The organism is Duganella sp. 1224 (assembly GCF_013408245.1).
GTDB lineage: Bacteria > Pseudomonadota > Gammaproteobacteria > Burkholderiales > Burkholderiaceae_D > Rugamonas.
In genome coordinates this window covers 1,193,288-1,208,744 of record NZ_JACBYS010000001.1, presented here as the reverse complement: position 1 = coordinate 1,208,744, position 15,457 = coordinate 1,193,288, and the positions used below count along the sequence as shown (strand labels likewise).

The 15,457-nt window shown below is 65.2% G+C and carries 16 protein-coding genes; 14 read left to right on the top strand and 2 right to left on the bottom strand.

Annotated features, from left to right (window positions below):
- Positions 1–20 precede the first annotated feature (20 nt).
- The 10 genes from FHW58_RS05520 (at position 21) to FHW58_RS05475 (ending at position 10,273) form a co-directional block, all read left to right on the top strand.
- On the top strand, positions 21–3,215 hold the full coding sequence (locus FHW58_RS05520) for a hypothetical protein (RefSeq protein ID WP_179672030.1): 3,195 nt from the start codon (positions 21–23) through the stop codon (positions 3,213–3,215).
- Positions 3,199–3,843 (top strand): tail fiber protein, encoded by a 645-nt coding sequence (locus tag FHW58_RS05515; RefSeq protein ID WP_179672029.1) that lies wholly within the window; start codon positions 3,199–3,201, stop codon positions 3,841–3,843. Before FHW58_RS05520 ends, FHW58_RS05515 begins: the two co-directional genes overlap by 17 nt.
- Before the next feature lie 89 nt (positions 3,844–3,932).
- The gene (locus tag FHW58_RS05510) at positions 3,933–4,661 is read left to right on the top strand and encodes a hypothetical protein (RefSeq protein WP_179672028.1); all 729 of its coding nucleotides are present in this window, start codon (positions 3,933–3,935) and stop codon (positions 4,659–4,661) included.
- A 95-nt stretch (positions 4,662–4,756) separates the two neighbouring features.
- Positions 4,757–5,383 (top strand): hypothetical protein, encoded by a 627-nt coding sequence (locus FHW58_RS05505; RefSeq protein WP_179672027.1) that lies wholly within the window; start codon positions 4,757–4,759, stop codon positions 5,381–5,383.
- Between the two features lie 69 nt (positions 5,384–5,452).
- Positions 5,453–6,088, top strand: a complete 636-nt coding sequence (locus FHW58_RS05500) for a hypothetical protein (RefSeq protein WP_179672026.1) — start codon at positions 5,453–5,455, stop codon at positions 6,086–6,088.
- A 41-nt stretch (positions 6,089–6,129) separates the two neighbouring features.
- Positions 6,130–6,654 (top strand): EndoU domain-containing protein, encoded by a 525-nt coding sequence (locus FHW58_RS05495; RefSeq protein ID WP_179672025.1) that lies wholly within the window; start codon positions 6,130–6,132, stop codon positions 6,652–6,654.
- An 88-nt stretch (positions 6,655–6,742) separates the two neighbouring features.
- Positions 6,743–7,174: a hypothetical protein gene (locus tag FHW58_RS05490; protein WP_179672024.1), complete on the top strand. Its 432-nt coding sequence runs from the start codon at positions 6,743–6,745 to the stop codon at positions 7,172–7,174.
- Positions 7,175–7,231: 57 nt separating this feature from the next.
- Positions 7,232–7,570 carry a hypothetical protein gene (locus tag FHW58_RS05485; RefSeq protein WP_179672023.1) on the top strand — a complete coding sequence of 113 codons (339 nt, stop codon included), beginning with the start codon at positions 7,232–7,234 and terminating at the stop codon, positions 7,568–7,570.
- A 76-nt stretch (positions 7,571–7,646) separates the two neighbouring features.
- On the top strand, positions 7,647–8,849 hold the full coding sequence (locus tag FHW58_RS05480) for an efflux RND transporter periplasmic adaptor subunit (protein ID WP_218892626.1): 1,203 nt from the start codon (positions 7,647–7,649) through the stop codon (positions 8,847–8,849).
- Positions 8,846–10,273, top strand: a complete 1,428-nt coding sequence (locus FHW58_RS05475; RefSeq protein ID WP_229265058.1) for an efflux transporter outer membrane subunit — start codon at positions 8,846–8,848, stop codon at positions 10,271–10,273. The genes FHW58_RS05480 and FHW58_RS05475 overlap by 4 nt, the downstream gene beginning before the upstream one ends.
- A gap of 14 nt (positions 10,274–10,287) precedes the next feature.
- Here the strand turns inward: FHW58_RS05475 and FHW58_RS05470 are convergent, their stop codons facing one another.
- Entirely contained in the window at positions 10,288–11,022 is a 735-nt protein-coding gene (locus FHW58_RS05470; protein WP_179672022.1) for an SDR family oxidoreductase, read from the bottom strand.
- A 71-nt stretch (positions 11,023–11,093) separates the two neighbouring features.
- On the opposite strand from FHW58_RS05470, the gene FHW58_RS05465 reads away from it, so the two are divergent.
- Positions 11,094–12,005 carry an AraC family transcriptional regulator gene (locus FHW58_RS05465; RefSeq protein WP_179672021.1) on the top strand — a complete coding sequence of 304 codons (912 nt, stop codon included), beginning with the start codon at positions 11,094–11,096 and terminating at the stop codon, positions 12,003–12,005.
- Between the two features lie 7 nt (positions 12,006–12,012).
- On the opposite strand, the gene FHW58_RS05460 is transcribed toward FHW58_RS05465, so the two are convergent.
- On the bottom strand, positions 12,013–12,630 hold the full coding sequence (locus tag FHW58_RS05460) for a TetR/AcrR family transcriptional regulator (protein ID WP_179672020.1): 618 nt from the start codon (positions 12,628–12,630) through the stop codon (positions 12,013–12,015).
- 206 nt (positions 12,631–12,836) lie between these two features.
- Between FHW58_RS05460 and FHW58_RS05455 the strand changes: the two genes are divergently transcribed.
- Genes FHW58_RS05455 through FHW58_RS05445 form a run of 3 tightly spaced genes read left to right on the top strand, consistent with a single transcriptional unit; the run spans position 12,837 to position 15,456 of the window.
- Positions 12,837–13,310, top strand: coding sequence for a nuclear transport factor 2 family protein (locus tag FHW58_RS05455; protein WP_179672019.1), 474 nt, complete (start codon positions 12,837–12,839; stop codon positions 13,308–13,310).
- A 24-nt stretch (positions 13,311–13,334) separates the two neighbouring features.
- Complete coding sequence (locus tag FHW58_RS05450) at positions 13,335–14,753, top strand: MFS transporter (RefSeq protein WP_179672018.1); 1,419 nt, start codon at positions 13,335–13,337, stop codon at positions 14,751–14,753.
- 49 nt (positions 14,754–14,802) lie between these two features.
- Positions 14,803–15,456 (top strand): TetR family transcriptional regulator, encoded by a 654-nt coding sequence (locus FHW58_RS05445; protein WP_179672017.1) that lies wholly within the window; start codon positions 14,803–14,805, stop codon positions 15,454–15,456.
- The last annotated feature ends 1 nt before the right edge of the window (position 15,457 follow it).

Here is a 15,457-nt window from a genome sequence, read left to right as displayed (position 1 = left end):
CCCACGCCAAGGAGCAAGCCATGAATGAGGCACTTGCCGAGGTTCGCCCGGACGCCATCGAAAACAATTACGCTGTTGGCGCGCTGCATGTGCACTGGCGCGCCACGCGGCGCGCCGAGGCCGGCTGGCACGTCCATTGCCTTTTACGGCTGGGCGCGGAGCCGGAGCCGCCGGCTGCGGCATCGGCATTGGTCATACTGACGCCAGAGGCGCCACTGGGCGAGTTCCACCTGGATGACGGGACGGAACGTGCGCACGGCGCATTGACGCTGAGCGGGCACGCGCATCACCGCCACGACAGTACCTTGGCGCTCGACCTGTATCACGGTCACATGGAAGAGATCAAGGCCCGGCTGTGCAACTGGCGCGTCTGCCGCCCGTGCGATAACGTCGCGCCAACCGAAGGCAGCGCGACGCTTGATCCGGCAGGACAGCTGCGCGCCGACTGGACCATCACCGGTGCGGCCGACGCCAACCAGAAGGTCATCCTGGCACTCAGCAGCGCGGATGGCCGCCAGCACGCGAGACGCGCGCTGACCCCGCGCCAGCCCGAATGGCGCCAACTAATCCGGCACGACAGCGCCGCCACCGAGGTGATGTTGCGCACCCACTTCCATGCCGACGGCACCATCGCGCTCGACAGCGTCATCTTCCGGTCCGACACACCGGTGCATCATGTGGTGCTGGCCACCCTGCCGGGCGACGTTGCGCCGCCTGATCCCCGCCCGGGCCCGGCGCCGTGGCCCGAGCCGGACCCCGACCATGCAGAGCAGGTGGCGCTGGAGGCACCACGTATCTTTGCGCCGTTCACCTATCCGCGCGCGCTGCGTGCGCCAAGCGCGGCCCAGCAGGCCCGCCGCTTCTTCAGCATCGCCAATGCGGGCCCCCTTCAGCAAGCGCTGGCGACAGACAAGGCCAAGCCGGACCGCGCCGCCATGCAGGCGGCCGCGCAAGCCTTCATCTCGCCGCCATCGGGCACCACCAGCGACTACGTGGCGCGTATCGGCAGCCTGCCTGGACCGATGGGCAGATTACACGGCGAACCGGTGTGCGCACTCCTGTCACTGCGCCCGGCGACCGCGGAAGCACTGGTCACAGCCATGGAGGCGCTGCTGGGTGTGCCGGTCACAACGTTTCTCGCCTCGCCGGACTACGCCTCGCAGTTGGCCAGCCTGCAGGACAGCCTGACAGCGCTGCTGGTCACCGCCACGCCGCTGCCGCACCACGCCTCGGCGCTGACGCGGGCGCTGATGGTATGCCACGCGGCCGAATGGCTGGCAGCCGTGCAGAAACTGGCCCAGGCAGGACGGTCATCTCCGGCCGAGGGCCACCACGCGCCGCGCCGCTTGCGCGAAGTGCTACAGGCGAGTGTGCTGCTACCTTCCACCATCTTCCCGCTGCCGCAGCCGCCAGCCGCCAGTACCGTGGCGGCGCTCGGCTATGCCGACCTGCAAGTGATCCGCCAACGGCTGAAAGGCTACAGGCTGGGTGAGCTGGCGCATGTGGAAAACGTGATGCGCGGGGAGACGCGCGAAGAGTTGCGTCAACAGCGCGACATCAGCGACGATCTGCAGCGCGACCGCCTACTGGACATCGACGATGCGCGACAGCAGCTTGGCTACCACGGTGGCGCCCTGCAGGCAGAAACCAACGCCAGCAATCCAATCAGCGAGCTGAAACGGGAGTTTGACAGCCTGCAACAACAGTACGCCAGCGATGGCTTGTCCGTGACCGTCAGCGGCGGCTGGACCGACACCGTCGACGGTCCCGCCGCGCTGCAGCGGCAGGCGGCGCACTATGCGCGCCAGTTGCTGGACCATGCCTGCCATCGTGTTGCGCGCAAGATTGGCCAGGAACGCCGCCAGCGGATGCGGCAAGAATTCAGCCTGCAACAGCGGCGCCGCTTCCACAACGAGGCTGGCGACGCCCATCTGACCGGCTTATATCACTGGGTAGACCAAGTACACCGCGCGCATGTTGAACATCTCGGCACGCGACTGATACTGGAATATACCTTGGCCGCGCCGGCCGCCAACTTCATCGCCCGCAGCAACGCGCTGCATGGTTGGAACCTGACGGTGCCGCCCCCACCGTGGCAGGCGTCGGAAGGGGTGGCGGCGGTGACGTCGGCCTATGACCTAACGCGCGACAACTATCTGCCACTGGCGCGCCGCTACGGCGCCGACGTGGCGCCACCGCCGCCGTCGCGGCGCCTGGTCAGCGCCAGCCTGGGCGCCGCGCCGCCGCAGCCGCTGACCACGCTGACGGTACCGGAGGGCTACCAGGCCAGTGCGGCCAGCGTGTCGTATGCATGGAGCGTGACGCCGACGGCAGCGAGCGTCCCGCCGTCATTCGACGTTCTGGTCGGCGCGGCCGCGCTGAAGATCGACCCGTCCAGCGCCGTCAACCCCGGGGTGCTGCCGGTACCGAACTGGCAGCCGTGCAGCGGCGCCGTGCCGGCGGGCGCCGTCGCCATCGGTCTGAGCTACGCGCTGATCGTGACCCTGGAATGCGACTGCGTGGATGAGGCGCCACCGTTCCGCGCGTGGCAGCACGACACGTACGCCGCCATCATGCGCGCCTACCATGACTGCCAGCAGCAGACGGAACGCGTGATGGGCGAGCTGGCGGCCAACGCCTCCGGCAGCGACGCCGGACGGCTGGAAACCGAATACGCGGCGCTGCGCCAGGGCGCCACCGACGCCCTGAGCGCGCCCGGCATCGCCATCGCCACCGCCACGGACCGCCTTACGCCAGACCAGGCTGCATTTGACCTGCTGCCGTTTTTCCGCCAGGCGGTGGCATGGGCGGAGATGAGCGTCCGCTATGCCGGCGCCAGCGACGCCAGCGGACTGGCCAAGGCGCGCGACGGCGGGCTGGCAACAGCGGGCGACGACAGCTTCCGCCAGTTTCTGCAAGCGGCATCGGCGCGCCTGCTGCTGCCGGTGCGCCCGGCCTTCATCGTGCCGATGTTGTACTACCTGTCGTCCAACGGCAGCTTCTGGCTCGGCGAATCGCAGCTGTGCCCGGTGCTGGAAAGCGACCTGGTACTGGCCAACGAGTGGAAGACGCTGGGGCCGCGCGCGGCCACGGTCAGCGCCGGCAGCGACTGGGAGGTTGCGATCGCGACCGCCATGCTGATGCTGCGCCAGGACGACCGCCTGCCCGCCGCGGTGCCGGCGACTGAGGAGCCCGACCATGATGCCGGTGCCTGAAGCGGTCCCGGTCGGCACCATCGTGCCGTACGCCGCGCCGATCAACAACCCGACCGATCCGCAAGGCGCCAGCTATCCGGATTATCAATCGCAAGCCTACAACCTGCGGCTGGAGCGCCAGGGCTGGCTGGTGTGCGATGGCCGCCGCGTGGCGGTGGCGCGCTATCCAGAGCTATTCCGCGTGCTCGGCTATATCCACGGTCAGGATGGTCCCGGCTGGTTCCTGCTGCCCGATTATCGCGGCCGCGTGCTGCGCGGCGTGAACCTCGGCGCCCAGGGGCCGGACCAGCTGCCGCGCGATCCGCAGGCCGACAGGCGCGGCGCCGCAGGCAGCGGCGGCTGGCAAGGCAACCAGGTCGGCTCGGTCCAGGACGACGCGTTGCAGGCGCATCAGCATACCTATCGACAAGCGGTTTCGTCGGCCACCGGAGGCCAGGGCCCGGCCGTCTACAGCCTATCGACCACGACGCCCACCGAGAACACCGTCGTTCCGCCAGACTATACGCCAGCGATCACGATCCGCGAGGCGCCGGAAACCCGCGTCAAGAACGCCTATGTCAACTACCTGATCCGCTACACCAGCGGGCGGCCGCGTGGCTTGGGCGGCCTCATCGGCTTCGATATCTGAAAACAGTTTTCACACCGGCGCCGCGCGGCGCGTCTTAGCAGCACAACACCGGCAACGCTGATACTGCCGACGAAGAGAAAGGGAACATCATGGGACTGTCTTACACCCTCAGGAACCAGCTTGGCCACGCGGCCACCGCCACCGTGGTACTGGTACCCAACCGGCTTGACAGCAAGCCGACCGCGCCGTGCAAGGCGCCGGGCGCCGATGCGCCGGACGGTGAACCGGCCAGCTTCGTGTATTACCCATGGCAGTACCTGAATCCATCGGCAGACGCGCACGAGTCGTTCTACCACGACAGCGGCATGTCGGTGGTGGTGCGCAAATCCGACCCCAGCGGCCAGCAGATTCGCAGCCGCAAGACGCCAGTCACGATCGGCGGCAGCTACGTCCTGGCGATCGGCGCCGACAACATCGTGCTGCAAGCGCTGCGCGCCAACACCCAACGGTATGTCGAGATCGTCACGCCGCCCGCCAGCCTGGGTGACGGTACGGTGAAGATCGAATGGTATCTGGGCGGCAGCAACCTGGACAAGGCGCGGCTGGTGGCCGCCACCGTCAACGTCGGTCCCGGCACGCGGGCCTTCTTCCAGCCCGACCCAGGCGCGCTGCTGTTCCTGGCGGTCGCCAGCGACAGCAAGTCCGACAACCGTAGCCGTCCCTACGCCGTGGACGAGGCACGCGCGGCCACCGTTTGCCCCTACATGCCGCCCAGTTACGCCACCGAAGTGCAGGTCGCCATGCAGCCGGCGCCACCCGCCGCGAGCGCGCCGGTGCGCTACCTGTTCAACCCGCCGAAGGCAGTCCACACCGCCTGAGCGGCCCTTCCCCCGGCGCCGGATGAAATCGCGGACTCGTCATCCGGCGCCGTTTTTCGCAGAGTCCGCAGCAATGTCCAACCAAGGAGCAAGTGATGACTAAGTTCAACGTCAACTACAACGTCGGTCCCGACGAATTGCATGGCAAAACCGTGCTGGTCTTCCTGAAACCGCAGAACCCGCAACGCAACTACCAGATCCACGCCTGGCAGGTGCTGACCGGCTCGGCCGGCGCCACCGAGTCGTTCGACTACGAGGCGCTGATCTCCACCGACGTCAGCAGCACTGGCGTGAACGACAACAAGATCATCTCCGGCCGCCAGGCCATCGCGCCGGGCCAGCTGCTGTCGGCGGTCAGCCCCAGCGGCCTGTCGCCGCTGCTGCAGCCGGCCGCCACCTCGCTGGCGCAGACCAAGCTGACACCGGAACAGTGCGGCGTCATCAACCAGACCAATCCGTACATCCAGTTCGACAGCAACTGGTATGTCAACGACAAGCCGGTGGTGACCATGCCGTACGTCGACACCAACATGACCGTCAGCTTCGAGTACCTGCCCAACTTCTACTTCATGGTGGCGACGCCGCCGATGGTGGGCCAGACCTACATCGTGCAGAACTTCTCGGACATGACGCAATACACGATGCCGATCACCGCCACCGAAGTGGACGTCACGCTGAGCCGCAACCAGGGCCTGTGGACCTTCGACTTTAACGCCAAGTAAGCCAGCCAGCCGTGTCCGCCGCCATGGAGGCGGACGCGGTCGTTCCCAACCTATGCCAAGGGGAGCTTCATGATTGAATGCACAGTCCATTCCGACGTTGAGGACATGCGCGGCAAGCGCGTGCTGGTGTTCCTGCGGCCGCAAGCGCCGCAGCTGGATTACCAGGTGCACGCCTGGCAGCAGCTGGAAATTTCCTCGGGCGCCACGGTGCAGTTCCAGTTCGATCCGACGGTCGGCGCGCGCATCGTCAGCGGTCCGCGTCACAACCGCATCTGGTCGGCGGAGAAGGCGGTGGCGCCCGGCCAGCTGCTGCGCATCGTGCGGCGGGATCTGCTGGCGCCCACACTCGAAGAGGCGCCAACCGGCATGGCGTTGCAGCGCCTGATGCCGCAACAGTACGGCGTCTACAACGAAACCTATCCGTACACCAGCGTCAGCTGCGTATGGCAGGTCAGCGGCAAGCCGGTGGTCACCATGCCCAATCTGGACTGGGGCATGACGTGCACATTCTGCTACGAACCGGTGCTGTACTTCATGATCGCGGCGCCGATGCTATCAGGCGAAAACTTCAGCGCGCTGGCGTTCACCGACATGAAAGCGTACAAGCTGCTGCCGGGCCTGTCCACGCTGGATGTCACCGTCAGGCGCGACCAAGGCCGCTGGATGTTCAGTTTTATCAGCGACCTGGACGAGCAGTTCGAGTAACTCTTCCCATCCCGTACCACCTCACCTACAAGGAGAACATCATGCTATCCAAAAAACTCGCCGCGTTTTACGCCGCAGCACTGCTCGCCCTCGGCCTGTCCAGCGGCACGGCATCGGCACAATGCCCCATCGCGCAATGGACCGGCGGCGTGCCAAACATCAACCAGCTACACATTTTCTGCGGCGAGATCGCAGGCAACGGCGATCCAAAAGGCTATCACTCCAAAGTGTATCTGCCACCAACCAATGTTGTCGCCTTTACCGGCCCGGCTGCTCCAGTCGCCAATGGGATATACACCAGCCAGGTTTACTTCAACAACCTCACCGACAAGTTTTCGACCTTTTTCCCGGACTCCTGTAACCAAGCGCAAATTCTGGCCTCGGTGCGCTATGCCTTTGCGAACCCCATCGCCCTTCCGGGGGCCGGCACGGTGGGCTGGGGCGTTGGCCCCTCCGCTCCGGCAGCCCCAGGGGGCCTGTACTGCCGCGGCACTAACGGGAATCCATTCAATATCCGCCTCGGCATACTCGCTAACGGCAACATCAACACCGCGTTCCCGAACTAAGCATCCGGCGTAACTGCTCTCGTGCCTGACCGGGCGCGGCCGCGATCTGCCGGCCGCGCTTTTTATCAAGTATCGAAAAGGGACCATCATGCGTCGTCTCGCTCCATTAGCTCTCGCTTTCTCGCTCAGCCTGCTGGTGCCAGCGGCCGTGCTCAACGCCGCTCCGGCGTCAGCCAATCCGGGCCTGTTCGTGTGGAAAACCACCAGACTTGCCCCCACCATCACGCGCGAAGAGGCCGAAGCCATCGCCAGCCGCTATCTGAAGCAGGACATCAAGCCCGACGAGGCCCAGTTCGTCTCCATCACTTATTCGGAACGCCGCGACAATGTCGAGCGGACGTTTTTCCACGGCTGGCGGCTGTACTACGCCAAGGCAGTCTCCCCCACGGCAACCGGGGGGCAGCCAGGCACCACGCTATTAGTCAATGGCATACCGGCCGTATCTGGTGGCTTCGCCACCAGCGCGCCATTGTGGAACGCCAAATCGGTCGTCGCCGACATACCCGGCCCCGCGCGATGACCGCCTTGTAGTACCATACAGGCAATGCGGTTCTACCTCCACAGTTAAGAGACGTCTATGACCGACTCCTACAGCATCTTCCGCGACGACACTGGCCGTCTGCAGATCACGCCGGGCCCCGGCGGCGACGTGTTGGTCGCTGACTTCCTGCAAACCGACATCCGCGACAGCACCGTCTACTGCGACCTGGTGCTGGCCATGCTCAAGCGCAATATGGCGGGCCGGCATAGCGAGCAGGACCGAACCATCGGCAACATCTATCGCCTGGACGTCAACCGCGACCAGGCAACGCTGACCAACATCCACGACGAGCAGGCGCCGGCTGCCAGCATCGCCAGCGCGGACTTGCTGGCATTGATGCAGCAATGGCGAGCACATTTGCCGGATCGGCCATAAACGCGGCACCATCGGCGGCGCGATACCTGTGCATGAATGCGCTAAAATAATCGCTGCTTTTAACGATGTAGAACCGATGAACGACTCACAAGCCGGCGCCCGCCGCCCCACCCGCCTGACCGCAGCCACACTGGTGCTGGCGCTGACTGCCCCTCTCTCCTTTGCCCAAGCGCTGAACGCGCCGGCCGCGCCGCCGCAGGCCGCCCCGGCGGTCGAGAGCAAGCTCGATACGATAACAGTCCAGCGCGGTGATCTGCAGCAGACGGTCGACGCCATCGGCAAGTTGCAATTCCGGCAGTTTGCGGATGTGAACGTCCAGGTCGCCGGCCAGATCAAGGAGGTGCTGTTCGCGGTCGGCGACGCGGTGCGGGAAGGTCAGCCGGTGATGGAGATCTCCCCCACCGTCCGCGCCAGCCAGGTGGAGAGCAACCGCGCGCAAATGGCCCGGCTGCGCGCCGAACTGGCGGACCAGCAAGCCCAGACCGACTTTGCCGAGTTGCAGTTCAAGCGGCAGACCCAGCTCAAGGCACAAAATGCCACGCGCGATGAAAGCGTCGAGTCCAGCCGCATGAATCTGTCGTCGGCGCGCGCGCGGGTGGATGCCATCAACGCGCAGATCCAGCAACTGGAGGCGACGCTCAAGTCCGACGAGGAAAACAGTCGCCACAAGCAAGTTCTGGCGCCGCTGTCGGGCACCGTGGTGGCGCTGAATGCGCGGGCGGGACAAACGGTCGGCGCCGGCCAGCCGGGCGCGCCCTTGATGCGCATTGCCGACCTGTCGCAACTGACGGTGCAGGCGCGCGTGGCGGAGGTGGATGTGACGCGCCTGAAGCGCGGCATGACGGCCAATTTCCAGACGCCCGGTTATCCCGGCCGCACCTGGTCGGGCAAGCTGCGCCAGGTGCTGCCCGTGCCCGCCGACGGGACCGCCGAGCAAGGCAAGCAGACGTTTTACAACGTGCTGTTCGATGTCGATAATCCGGAGCAGGAACTCATGAGCGGCATGACCGCCCAGGTGCAGTTCGTCGTCGCCCAAGCCAAGGATGCGTTGCTGCTGCCGGTTAATCTGCTGGGCAAGCGCGATGCGACGGGAATGTACGAGGTCCACGTGGTGAATGCGGAGCGGCGCATCGTCACACGCAAGGTGAAAATCGGCGTGCGCACGGCGCAGCAGGCGCAGGTGCTGTCGGGCCTGGACGCGGGCGAGCAGGTGCTGGTCGGTCCGGTGCCGACGCCGGCGCTGCAACCCAGGCCGGCGGCGACGGTGGGTGCGCCATGAGGCAACGCGTGGTGCGGCACAAGCAGATACAAGTTGAAACGCGGCGCCCAGGCGCGCTGGCGGCATGCCTGGCCGGCATGCTGCTGGCCGGGTGCGCGCACAAGATCCCGGTGGCGGAGCCGCCGCCGGCGGTCGAATTGCCAGCCGGCTGGTCGCAGTCCGGCACGCCGGCCAGCCACGAATGGCCGGATACAAACTGGTGGCAACGCTTTGGCAGCGACGAGCTGAGCCAACTGGTGCGCGAGGGCCAGGACAGCAACCTGGAACTGGCGGCCGCGTTGTCGCGGGTGCGCCAGGCGGCGGCGCAGGCGCGGATCGCCGGGGTCGCGCTGCTGCCGTCCGTCGATGCCTACGCCGGCGCCAGCAGGGATCTGCCGATCACCGGCAACCACAACGCCAATGTATCCTCAACCGGGCAGTTGCAGGTGTCTTACGAACTCGACTTTTGGGGCAAGAACGCCGCCGGTGTTGCCGCGGCGGACGCTTCGCTGCGGGCCAATTTCTATGATCGGCAGACGGTGGCGCTGACGGTGACCAGCGGCATCGTGTCAACCTATCTGCAAATCTTGTCGCTGCACGACCGCCTGATCGTGGCGCGCGAGAATGCCCGGACGGCGCAGCATGTGCTGTCGCTGGTCGAGGCCCAGAGCAGCGTTGGTGCCGCCACGTCGGTGGACCTGGCGCGTCAGCGCTCGGCGGTCGCCAGCCAGCAGGCCGCCCTCCCGGCGTTGCAGCAACAGGAGCGCGAGGCGCAATCCGCGCTGGCCATCCTGCTAGGCAAATCGCCGCAGACATTCCGCATCAGCGACAGCGGCCTCGACACCATCCGCCTGCCTGAAGTCACGGCTGGCATGCCGTCCGAGCTGCTGTCGCGGCGGCCCGACATCCGCCGCTCGGAAGCGCTGCTGGCGGCGGCCAGCGCCAACGTCGACATGGCGCGCGCGGCCCTGTTTCCCAGCATTCGGCTGACCGGATCGACCGGCACGCAAAGCAGCGCCCTGGTGTCGCTGCTCAACGCCCAAAATCTGTTCGCCAATGTCGGCGCCTCGCTGGTGGCGCCGATCTTCGACGGCGGGCGTTTGCGGACCGAGCGGGACCTGGCCATCGAACAAAAACAGGAACTGGTGCAGAATTACCGCGCGACCGTCCTGTCGGCACTGGCGGAGGTGGATACCGTGCTGGGCCAGATCCACAGCCTGGACGAGCAGCGCCGGCTCAAAGAGGTGGAACTGGAGCAGTCGCGTGTGGCGTTCAATCTGTCCGAGATCCGCTACAAGGCGGGCGCGGAAGACCTGATGACCGTGCTCGACACCCAGCGCAGCCTGGCGGACGTGCAAAACGAACTGGGCATCCTCAAACTCAAACGCCTGCAGGCCACGGTGTCGCTGTACAAGGCGCTCGGCGGCGGCTGGCAGGCGGGTTGAGGAACGGCCAATACTCAACCCTGCGCCGTCGGGCGTATGACGATGCTGCCGACATCCACCTCTGGCGGCTGCTCCAGCGCAAACAGGATGCCGCGCGCGATGGCATCCGGCGCCATCGCAATGTCCGCCAGCCGCTCATCAACCAGTTTTTTTGCCGATAGATCCGTGATGCTGTCACCAAAATTAGTGGCAACCATCCCTGGCGAGATTTCAGTGACGCGCAGATGGGGGCCGGCCTCCTGCCGCAATGCTTCGGTTGCCGTGCGCACCGCGTTTTTCGTGGCGGCATAGACGCCCATTGTGGGCAGGATGCGAATGCCGGCCGTTGAAATGACATTGACCACGTGCCCGCTCCCCTGCTGCGCAAACACGGGCAACGCCGCGGCGATGCCGTACAGCGTGCCGCGCAAGTTAATATCGATCATCAGGTCCCAGTCGTCGACGCGCAAGGCGTCAAACCGCGAAATCGGCCCCACGCCGGCGTTGTTGATGATGACATCGAGCTTGCCGCCTTTTTTAACCGCGAGTGCCACCAGTTCTTCCAGCGCGGCGCGATGCCGCACATCGGTCACCTTCCACGCGGTCCTGCCACCGGCAGCGCTGATCTCCTGCGCCACCGCTTCAAGCGCCGACGCGGTACGCGCGCCCAGAACAACCAAGGCGCCCTGCTGTGCCAGCAACTTCGCTGTCGCACGGCCGATGCCGCTGCTGGCGCCCGTGATCACGACAACTTTGCCTTCGATACCCATGATGATTCTCCCAAACAGATAAGCACCCCATGATATGATCGATCGATTAGACCAGCTATGCTTGTTCATCCATGAAGTTATCGCAATCGTCCAAACCTGCGCGCGATCCCTTGTCGGATGTGCTGGAAGTGCTCGGCGCAAAAGTGACAAGGCTGACCCGCATGGAAGCGGCCGGAGAATGGGCGCTGGCATTTCCCGCGATCGACAGGCTCAAGTTTGTGGCCATGCTGCGTGGCAGCCAGTGGATGGTGCTTCCCGGGCGCGAGCCGCAGCTGCTGCGCGAGGGAGATATCTGCCTGATTGGCCGCACCGCCTATGTGGTGGCCAGCGATCCGGCGCTAACACCGCTCAATGGCCAGGACTTTTACGGCGCAAATTGTGACGTTGCGCGCTTTGGCGGCGACGATACGATAGGCATCGGCGGAAGCGTCACTTTCGCCGCCTCCAATGCCGACTTCCTGCTCGACCGGTTGCCGGAATTCCTGATTGTTCCCCGCGCTTCACCCGCGTCTGCGGCGATCGCGGCGCTACTCGCACTGGTCAGCAAGGAGCTGGAACGCGACATGATGGGCAGCGAAGTCGTCACCACAAGGCTTGCGGACGTGCTTGTCGTAGAGGCGATCCGTGCGTACGCGGCACATGCCAGTCCACTGGAAACAGGCTGGCTTGGCGCTGTGGCGGATCTGCGTCTCGGCAGAGCGCTGCGGGCGATACACGACGATCTCGCGCAACCGTGGACGGTGGCGGGACTCGCATCAGTCGCTGGCATGTCACGCGCCGCCTTCTGCGCCGAGTTCACGCGCCGCATAGGCCAGCCACCGCTGGCCTACTTGCGCGCATGGCGGCTGACCACTGCCCGTACGGCCTTGCTGCGCAGCGACGCAACGGTCGCGCTCGTAGCAAGCAGGGTCGGTTATACATCACAGAGCGCGTTTACCCATGCATTCCGACGCGCCTTCGGCTGCGCACCGAAATCCCACTGATCCGGCCTCAGCCTTGAGCAAGCGCGGCGTCCCAGATGGCCATGGCGTCATCGACAGCCTTCTTCATCACCGCGTAACGGACACCATCGCGGGCCAGGACTGAGATGCCCAGGAAGAAGCTGTCCAGGGCAATCGACAACGCATTCGGATCGGTGGTGGCGCGCAGCTCGCCGCTCTCGATTGCGCGTTCCACACAGGAGCGGAAGCCCGCGCGCGTGCGGTTGCGCACATCGCGCAGCGGTTGCGTGACGGCCTCGCCACCCGAGGCGCCTCCCCCCATCGAACCCAAGGCAACCATGCAGCCCCTGGGGTGTCCCGCCTCGAACTGCATTTTTGCCGACCGGTGGAGCGCCAGTGCCACGCCCTCGCGCGGCGGAATCGAGGCGTCATGGAGACTCCTGGTGATGTGGCCATAAATCTCCATGTATCGCCCCAACGCCTCTTTGTACAGCGCCTCCTTGGACTCAAACGCCGCGTAAAAGCTCGGCGCGGAAATGCCCCCGCCCATGGCCGCCTTGAGTTGCGCCAGCGAGGTCGAATCGAAACCGTTCTCCCAGAACAGGTGCATGGCCGCTGTGAGCGCCGCATCGCGGTCAAATGTCCTTGGTCGTCCCCGTTCAGCCATGAGCTACTCCAGCCAATTTAAATACCGAATGATACACAATCTTTCGCCGCCGTGGGTTGACAGGCCTGGAGCGGCTAGGTATATTTGTACCGTTCGATATATAAAGAACGCGACGCGTGGCGCCATGTCGGCCGGAAACCGACGGAACACCACGCAATTTTTTTACTTATTTATGTACCATTCGGTATATTTATCGGAGCACGCACATGTCAAAATCCATTGAAGCACGCCTCGACGCCATCGAAAGCCGGTTCGCCATCGATGCCCTGATCGCCAATTACGCGGAGGCGTTCGACACCATGAATGAGGAACTGCTGGCCACGTTGTGGCATCCCGACTCGCGACTATACCTTGGCGCAAACGGCAATTCCGAGGGCCTGGAGGCCATCCTGGCGCAAGCGCGCGTCAACATGAAACGCATGCCGCATATGCACCATTGGATGGCCAACGCCCTGATCACGCTGGACGGTGACAACGGCCACGGCCTGGTCGCGGCGGACTGTCTTTTCTACGACGTTGAAAAGGGCCCCTTGCAGGTCAGCGGCCAGTATCGCGACATCTATCAACGGCGGGACGGCCGCTGGGCATTCCTGGAGCGGACCTTCGAGATGCACTTCGCGACGCCGCTGCAGAACTGGAAACCCATCAGCGGCACCGAACGCTTCGGCCTGCCTGACTGAACCGAACCCAAGGAGCTGAACATCATGCACGCGAAGACTTCAGACAAGCGGCGGTGGCTCGCATTTGCGGTGTTGCTGGTGGGGGCGTTCCTGCCGCCACTGGACTTCTTCATCGTCAATGTGGCGATGCCGTCCATACAGGGCAGCCTCGACGCGAGTGCCGCAGAACTGCAACTCGTCATCTCGGGCTATGCCGCCGCCTACGCGGTCTTCCTCATCACCGGCGGCCGGCTCGGCGACCTCTTCGGACGGCGACGGATGTTCCTGATCGGCATCAGCGGCTTCGGCCTGACTTCGCTGATGTGCGGTCTTGCCACCTCGCCGTCGATGCTGATCGCCGGGCGCGTGCTGCAAGGGCTGAGCGCGGCCGCGATGGCGCCGCAAGGGCTGGCGTCGATCCACGCGCTGTTTCCGGTGCATGAGCGCGCACGCGCGCTCGGCCTGTACGGCGCGACCGTCGGGCTGGCGGCGGTGGTGGCGCAGGCATTGGGCGGCGCGCTGATCTCGGCCGACGTTTTTCACCTTCAGTGGCGCGTCATCTTTCTCATCAACCTGCCGGTGGTTGCCGCCGTGCTGATCGGCGGCTTGCCGCTGCTGCCCGACAGCCGGGGCGACAGCCCCGCCCCCATCGACCGCGTCGGCGTGCTGCTGTGCGCCCTCACGTTGGGTCTGCTGATCGTGCCACTGGTCGAGGGGCGCGAACTGGGCTGGCCGGCCTGGGCATGCGTGATGCTGATCGCGAGCCCGGTGGCTGGCGTCTGGTTCTGGCAGTACGAGAAGTCGTTCGCGCGCCGTGGCGGCGTGCCGCTGGTGAATGTAGAACTGGTCCATCAGCCGGGCCTGATGAGTGGACTCACCGGCGTGCTGTTCTTCTATGTCGTGTCGGCGTTCTTCCTGGTATTTTCGGTGTACCTGCAGTCAGCGCTCGGCCTGGATCCGCTGGCGACCGGGCTGATCTTCCTGCCGTTTGGCGTCGGCTTTTTCATCGGACCGCTGACCACGCCGCTGGCGATCCGCTACTTCGGCCACTGGGTGCCGGCGATCGGCATGCTGCTCGAAGTGGTGGGCTGCGTCTACCTTGCCGCGCTGGTTGCCGATGCGCCAGGGCAGTTGCCGGCTCACCTGCCACTGGTCGTTGCGGTGGGACTGCTCGGTTTCGGCCAGGGCTGGGCGCTGCCGACGCTGGTGCGCTCAGTCATCGATCGGGCGCCGGCGACGGGGTCGGGAATGATCGCCGGCATCACGAATTCTGCGCTGCAGATCAGCGCGGCGCTCGGCGTCGCCGTCATCGGCGGCATCTTTTTCGGTATCGCGGGAACATCGCCCAGCGCGCTGTCGATGGCACATGCGCTCATGGCCGCCATGCTGTGTATCGGCGGCAGCCTGGCGATCTCCGCGATCTTTTCAGTGGTGGCCTGGCGCTCGAGCGCCCGACAGCCCTAGATCTCTACACGCTGTGGAAACGTCAGCGGAAATTCGATAGAATCGTTCGATGACTAAAGCAAGCAGATCAAAGACCGCTCCCGCCAAGGGCGATGAAGAAGGCACGCGCGCCCGGATCCTGAACGTCGCGCTGCAGGAATTTTCCCGGCTCGGGCTGAGCGGCGCCCGCATCGATACGATCGCGGCCGAAAGCGGCCTCAATAAAGCCATGATTTACTACCACTTCGGTAGCAAGGAAGAGTTGTACGTGGCCGCGCTCAAGGAAAGCTACCACCGCTTCCGCGAGATCGAGGGCGCGGTGGAGGTCGATGGCACGCTGGCGCCCGAGCAGGCGTTGCGCAAGCTGGTCAGCGCGAGTTTCGATTTTCACGCGGCCCATCCTGAATTCGTCCGCATGGTGATGGGCGAGAATATCAACCAGGGCGAGTACATCAGCAAGATTCCCGAACTGCGCGCCATCAACCATAGCGCGATCGCCTTGCTGGAACAGGTCTGCCAGCGCGGCATTGCGGCCGGCGTGTTTCGCGCCGATGTGGATCCGGTCGACCTGCACATGTCGATCAGCGCGCTGTCGTTTTACAACGTGTCGAACCGCCACACCTTCAGCTTCATCTTCGGCCGCGACCTCGGGGCGGCCGATGTGCACGCGGCACGGCGCGCCTCGGTGGTGGACACCATCCTGCGCGCCGTGCGCGCCGCCTGAC

Coding starts and splice junctions, on each gene's coding strand:
- FHW58_RS05520 (WP_179672030.1), top strand. CDS start 21: ATGAATGAGGCACTTGCCGAGGTTCGCCCGGACGCCATCGAAAACAAT.
- FHW58_RS05515 (WP_179672029.1), top strand. CDS start 3,199: ATGATGCCGGTGCCTGAAGCGGTCCCGGTCGGCACCATCGTGCCGTAC.
- FHW58_RS05510 (WP_179672028.1), top strand. CDS start 3,933: ATGGGACTGTCTTACACCCTCAGGAACCAGCTTGGCCACGCGGCCACC.
- FHW58_RS05505 (WP_179672027.1), top strand. CDS start 4,757: ATGACTAAGTTCAACGTCAACTACAACGTCGGTCCCGACGAATTGCAT.
- FHW58_RS05500 (WP_179672026.1), top strand. CDS start 5,453: ATGATTGAATGCACAGTCCATTCCGACGTTGAGGACATGCGCGGCAAG.
- FHW58_RS05495 (WP_179672025.1), top strand. CDS start 6,130: ATGCTATCCAAAAAACTCGCCGCGTTTTACGCCGCAGCACTGCTCGCC.
- FHW58_RS05490 (WP_179672024.1), top strand. CDS start 6,743: ATGCGTCGTCTCGCTCCATTAGCTCTCGCTTTCTCGCTCAGCCTGCTG.
- FHW58_RS05485 (WP_179672023.1), top strand. CDS start 7,232: ATGACCGACTCCTACAGCATCTTCCGCGACGACACTGGCCGTCTGCAG.
- FHW58_RS05480 (WP_218892626.1), top strand. CDS start 7,647: ATGAACGACTCACAAGCCGGCGCCCGCCGCCCCACCCGCCTGACCGCA.
- FHW58_RS05475 (WP_229265058.1), top strand. CDS start 8,846: ATGAGGCAACGCGTGGTGCGGCACAAGCAGATACAAGTTGAAACGCGG.
- FHW58_RS05470 (WP_179672022.1), bottom strand. CDS start 11,022: ATGGGTATCGAAGGCAAAGTTGTCGTGATCACGGGCGCCAGCAGCGGC.
- FHW58_RS05465 (WP_179672021.1), top strand. CDS start 11,094: ATGAAGTTATCGCAATCGTCCAAACCTGCGCGCGATCCCTTGTCGGAT.
- FHW58_RS05460 (WP_179672020.1), bottom strand. CDS start 12,630: ATGGCTGAACGGGGACGACCAAGGACATTTGACCGCGATGCGGCGCTC.
- FHW58_RS05455 (WP_179672019.1), top strand. CDS start 12,837: ATGTCAAAATCCATTGAAGCACGCCTCGACGCCATCGAAAGCCGGTTC.
- FHW58_RS05450 (WP_179672018.1), top strand. CDS start 13,335: ATGCACGCGAAGACTTCAGACAAGCGGCGGTGGCTCGCATTTGCGGTG.
- FHW58_RS05445 (WP_179672017.1), top strand. CDS start 14,803: ATGACTAAAGCAAGCAGATCAAAGACCGCTCCCGCCAAGGGCGATGAA.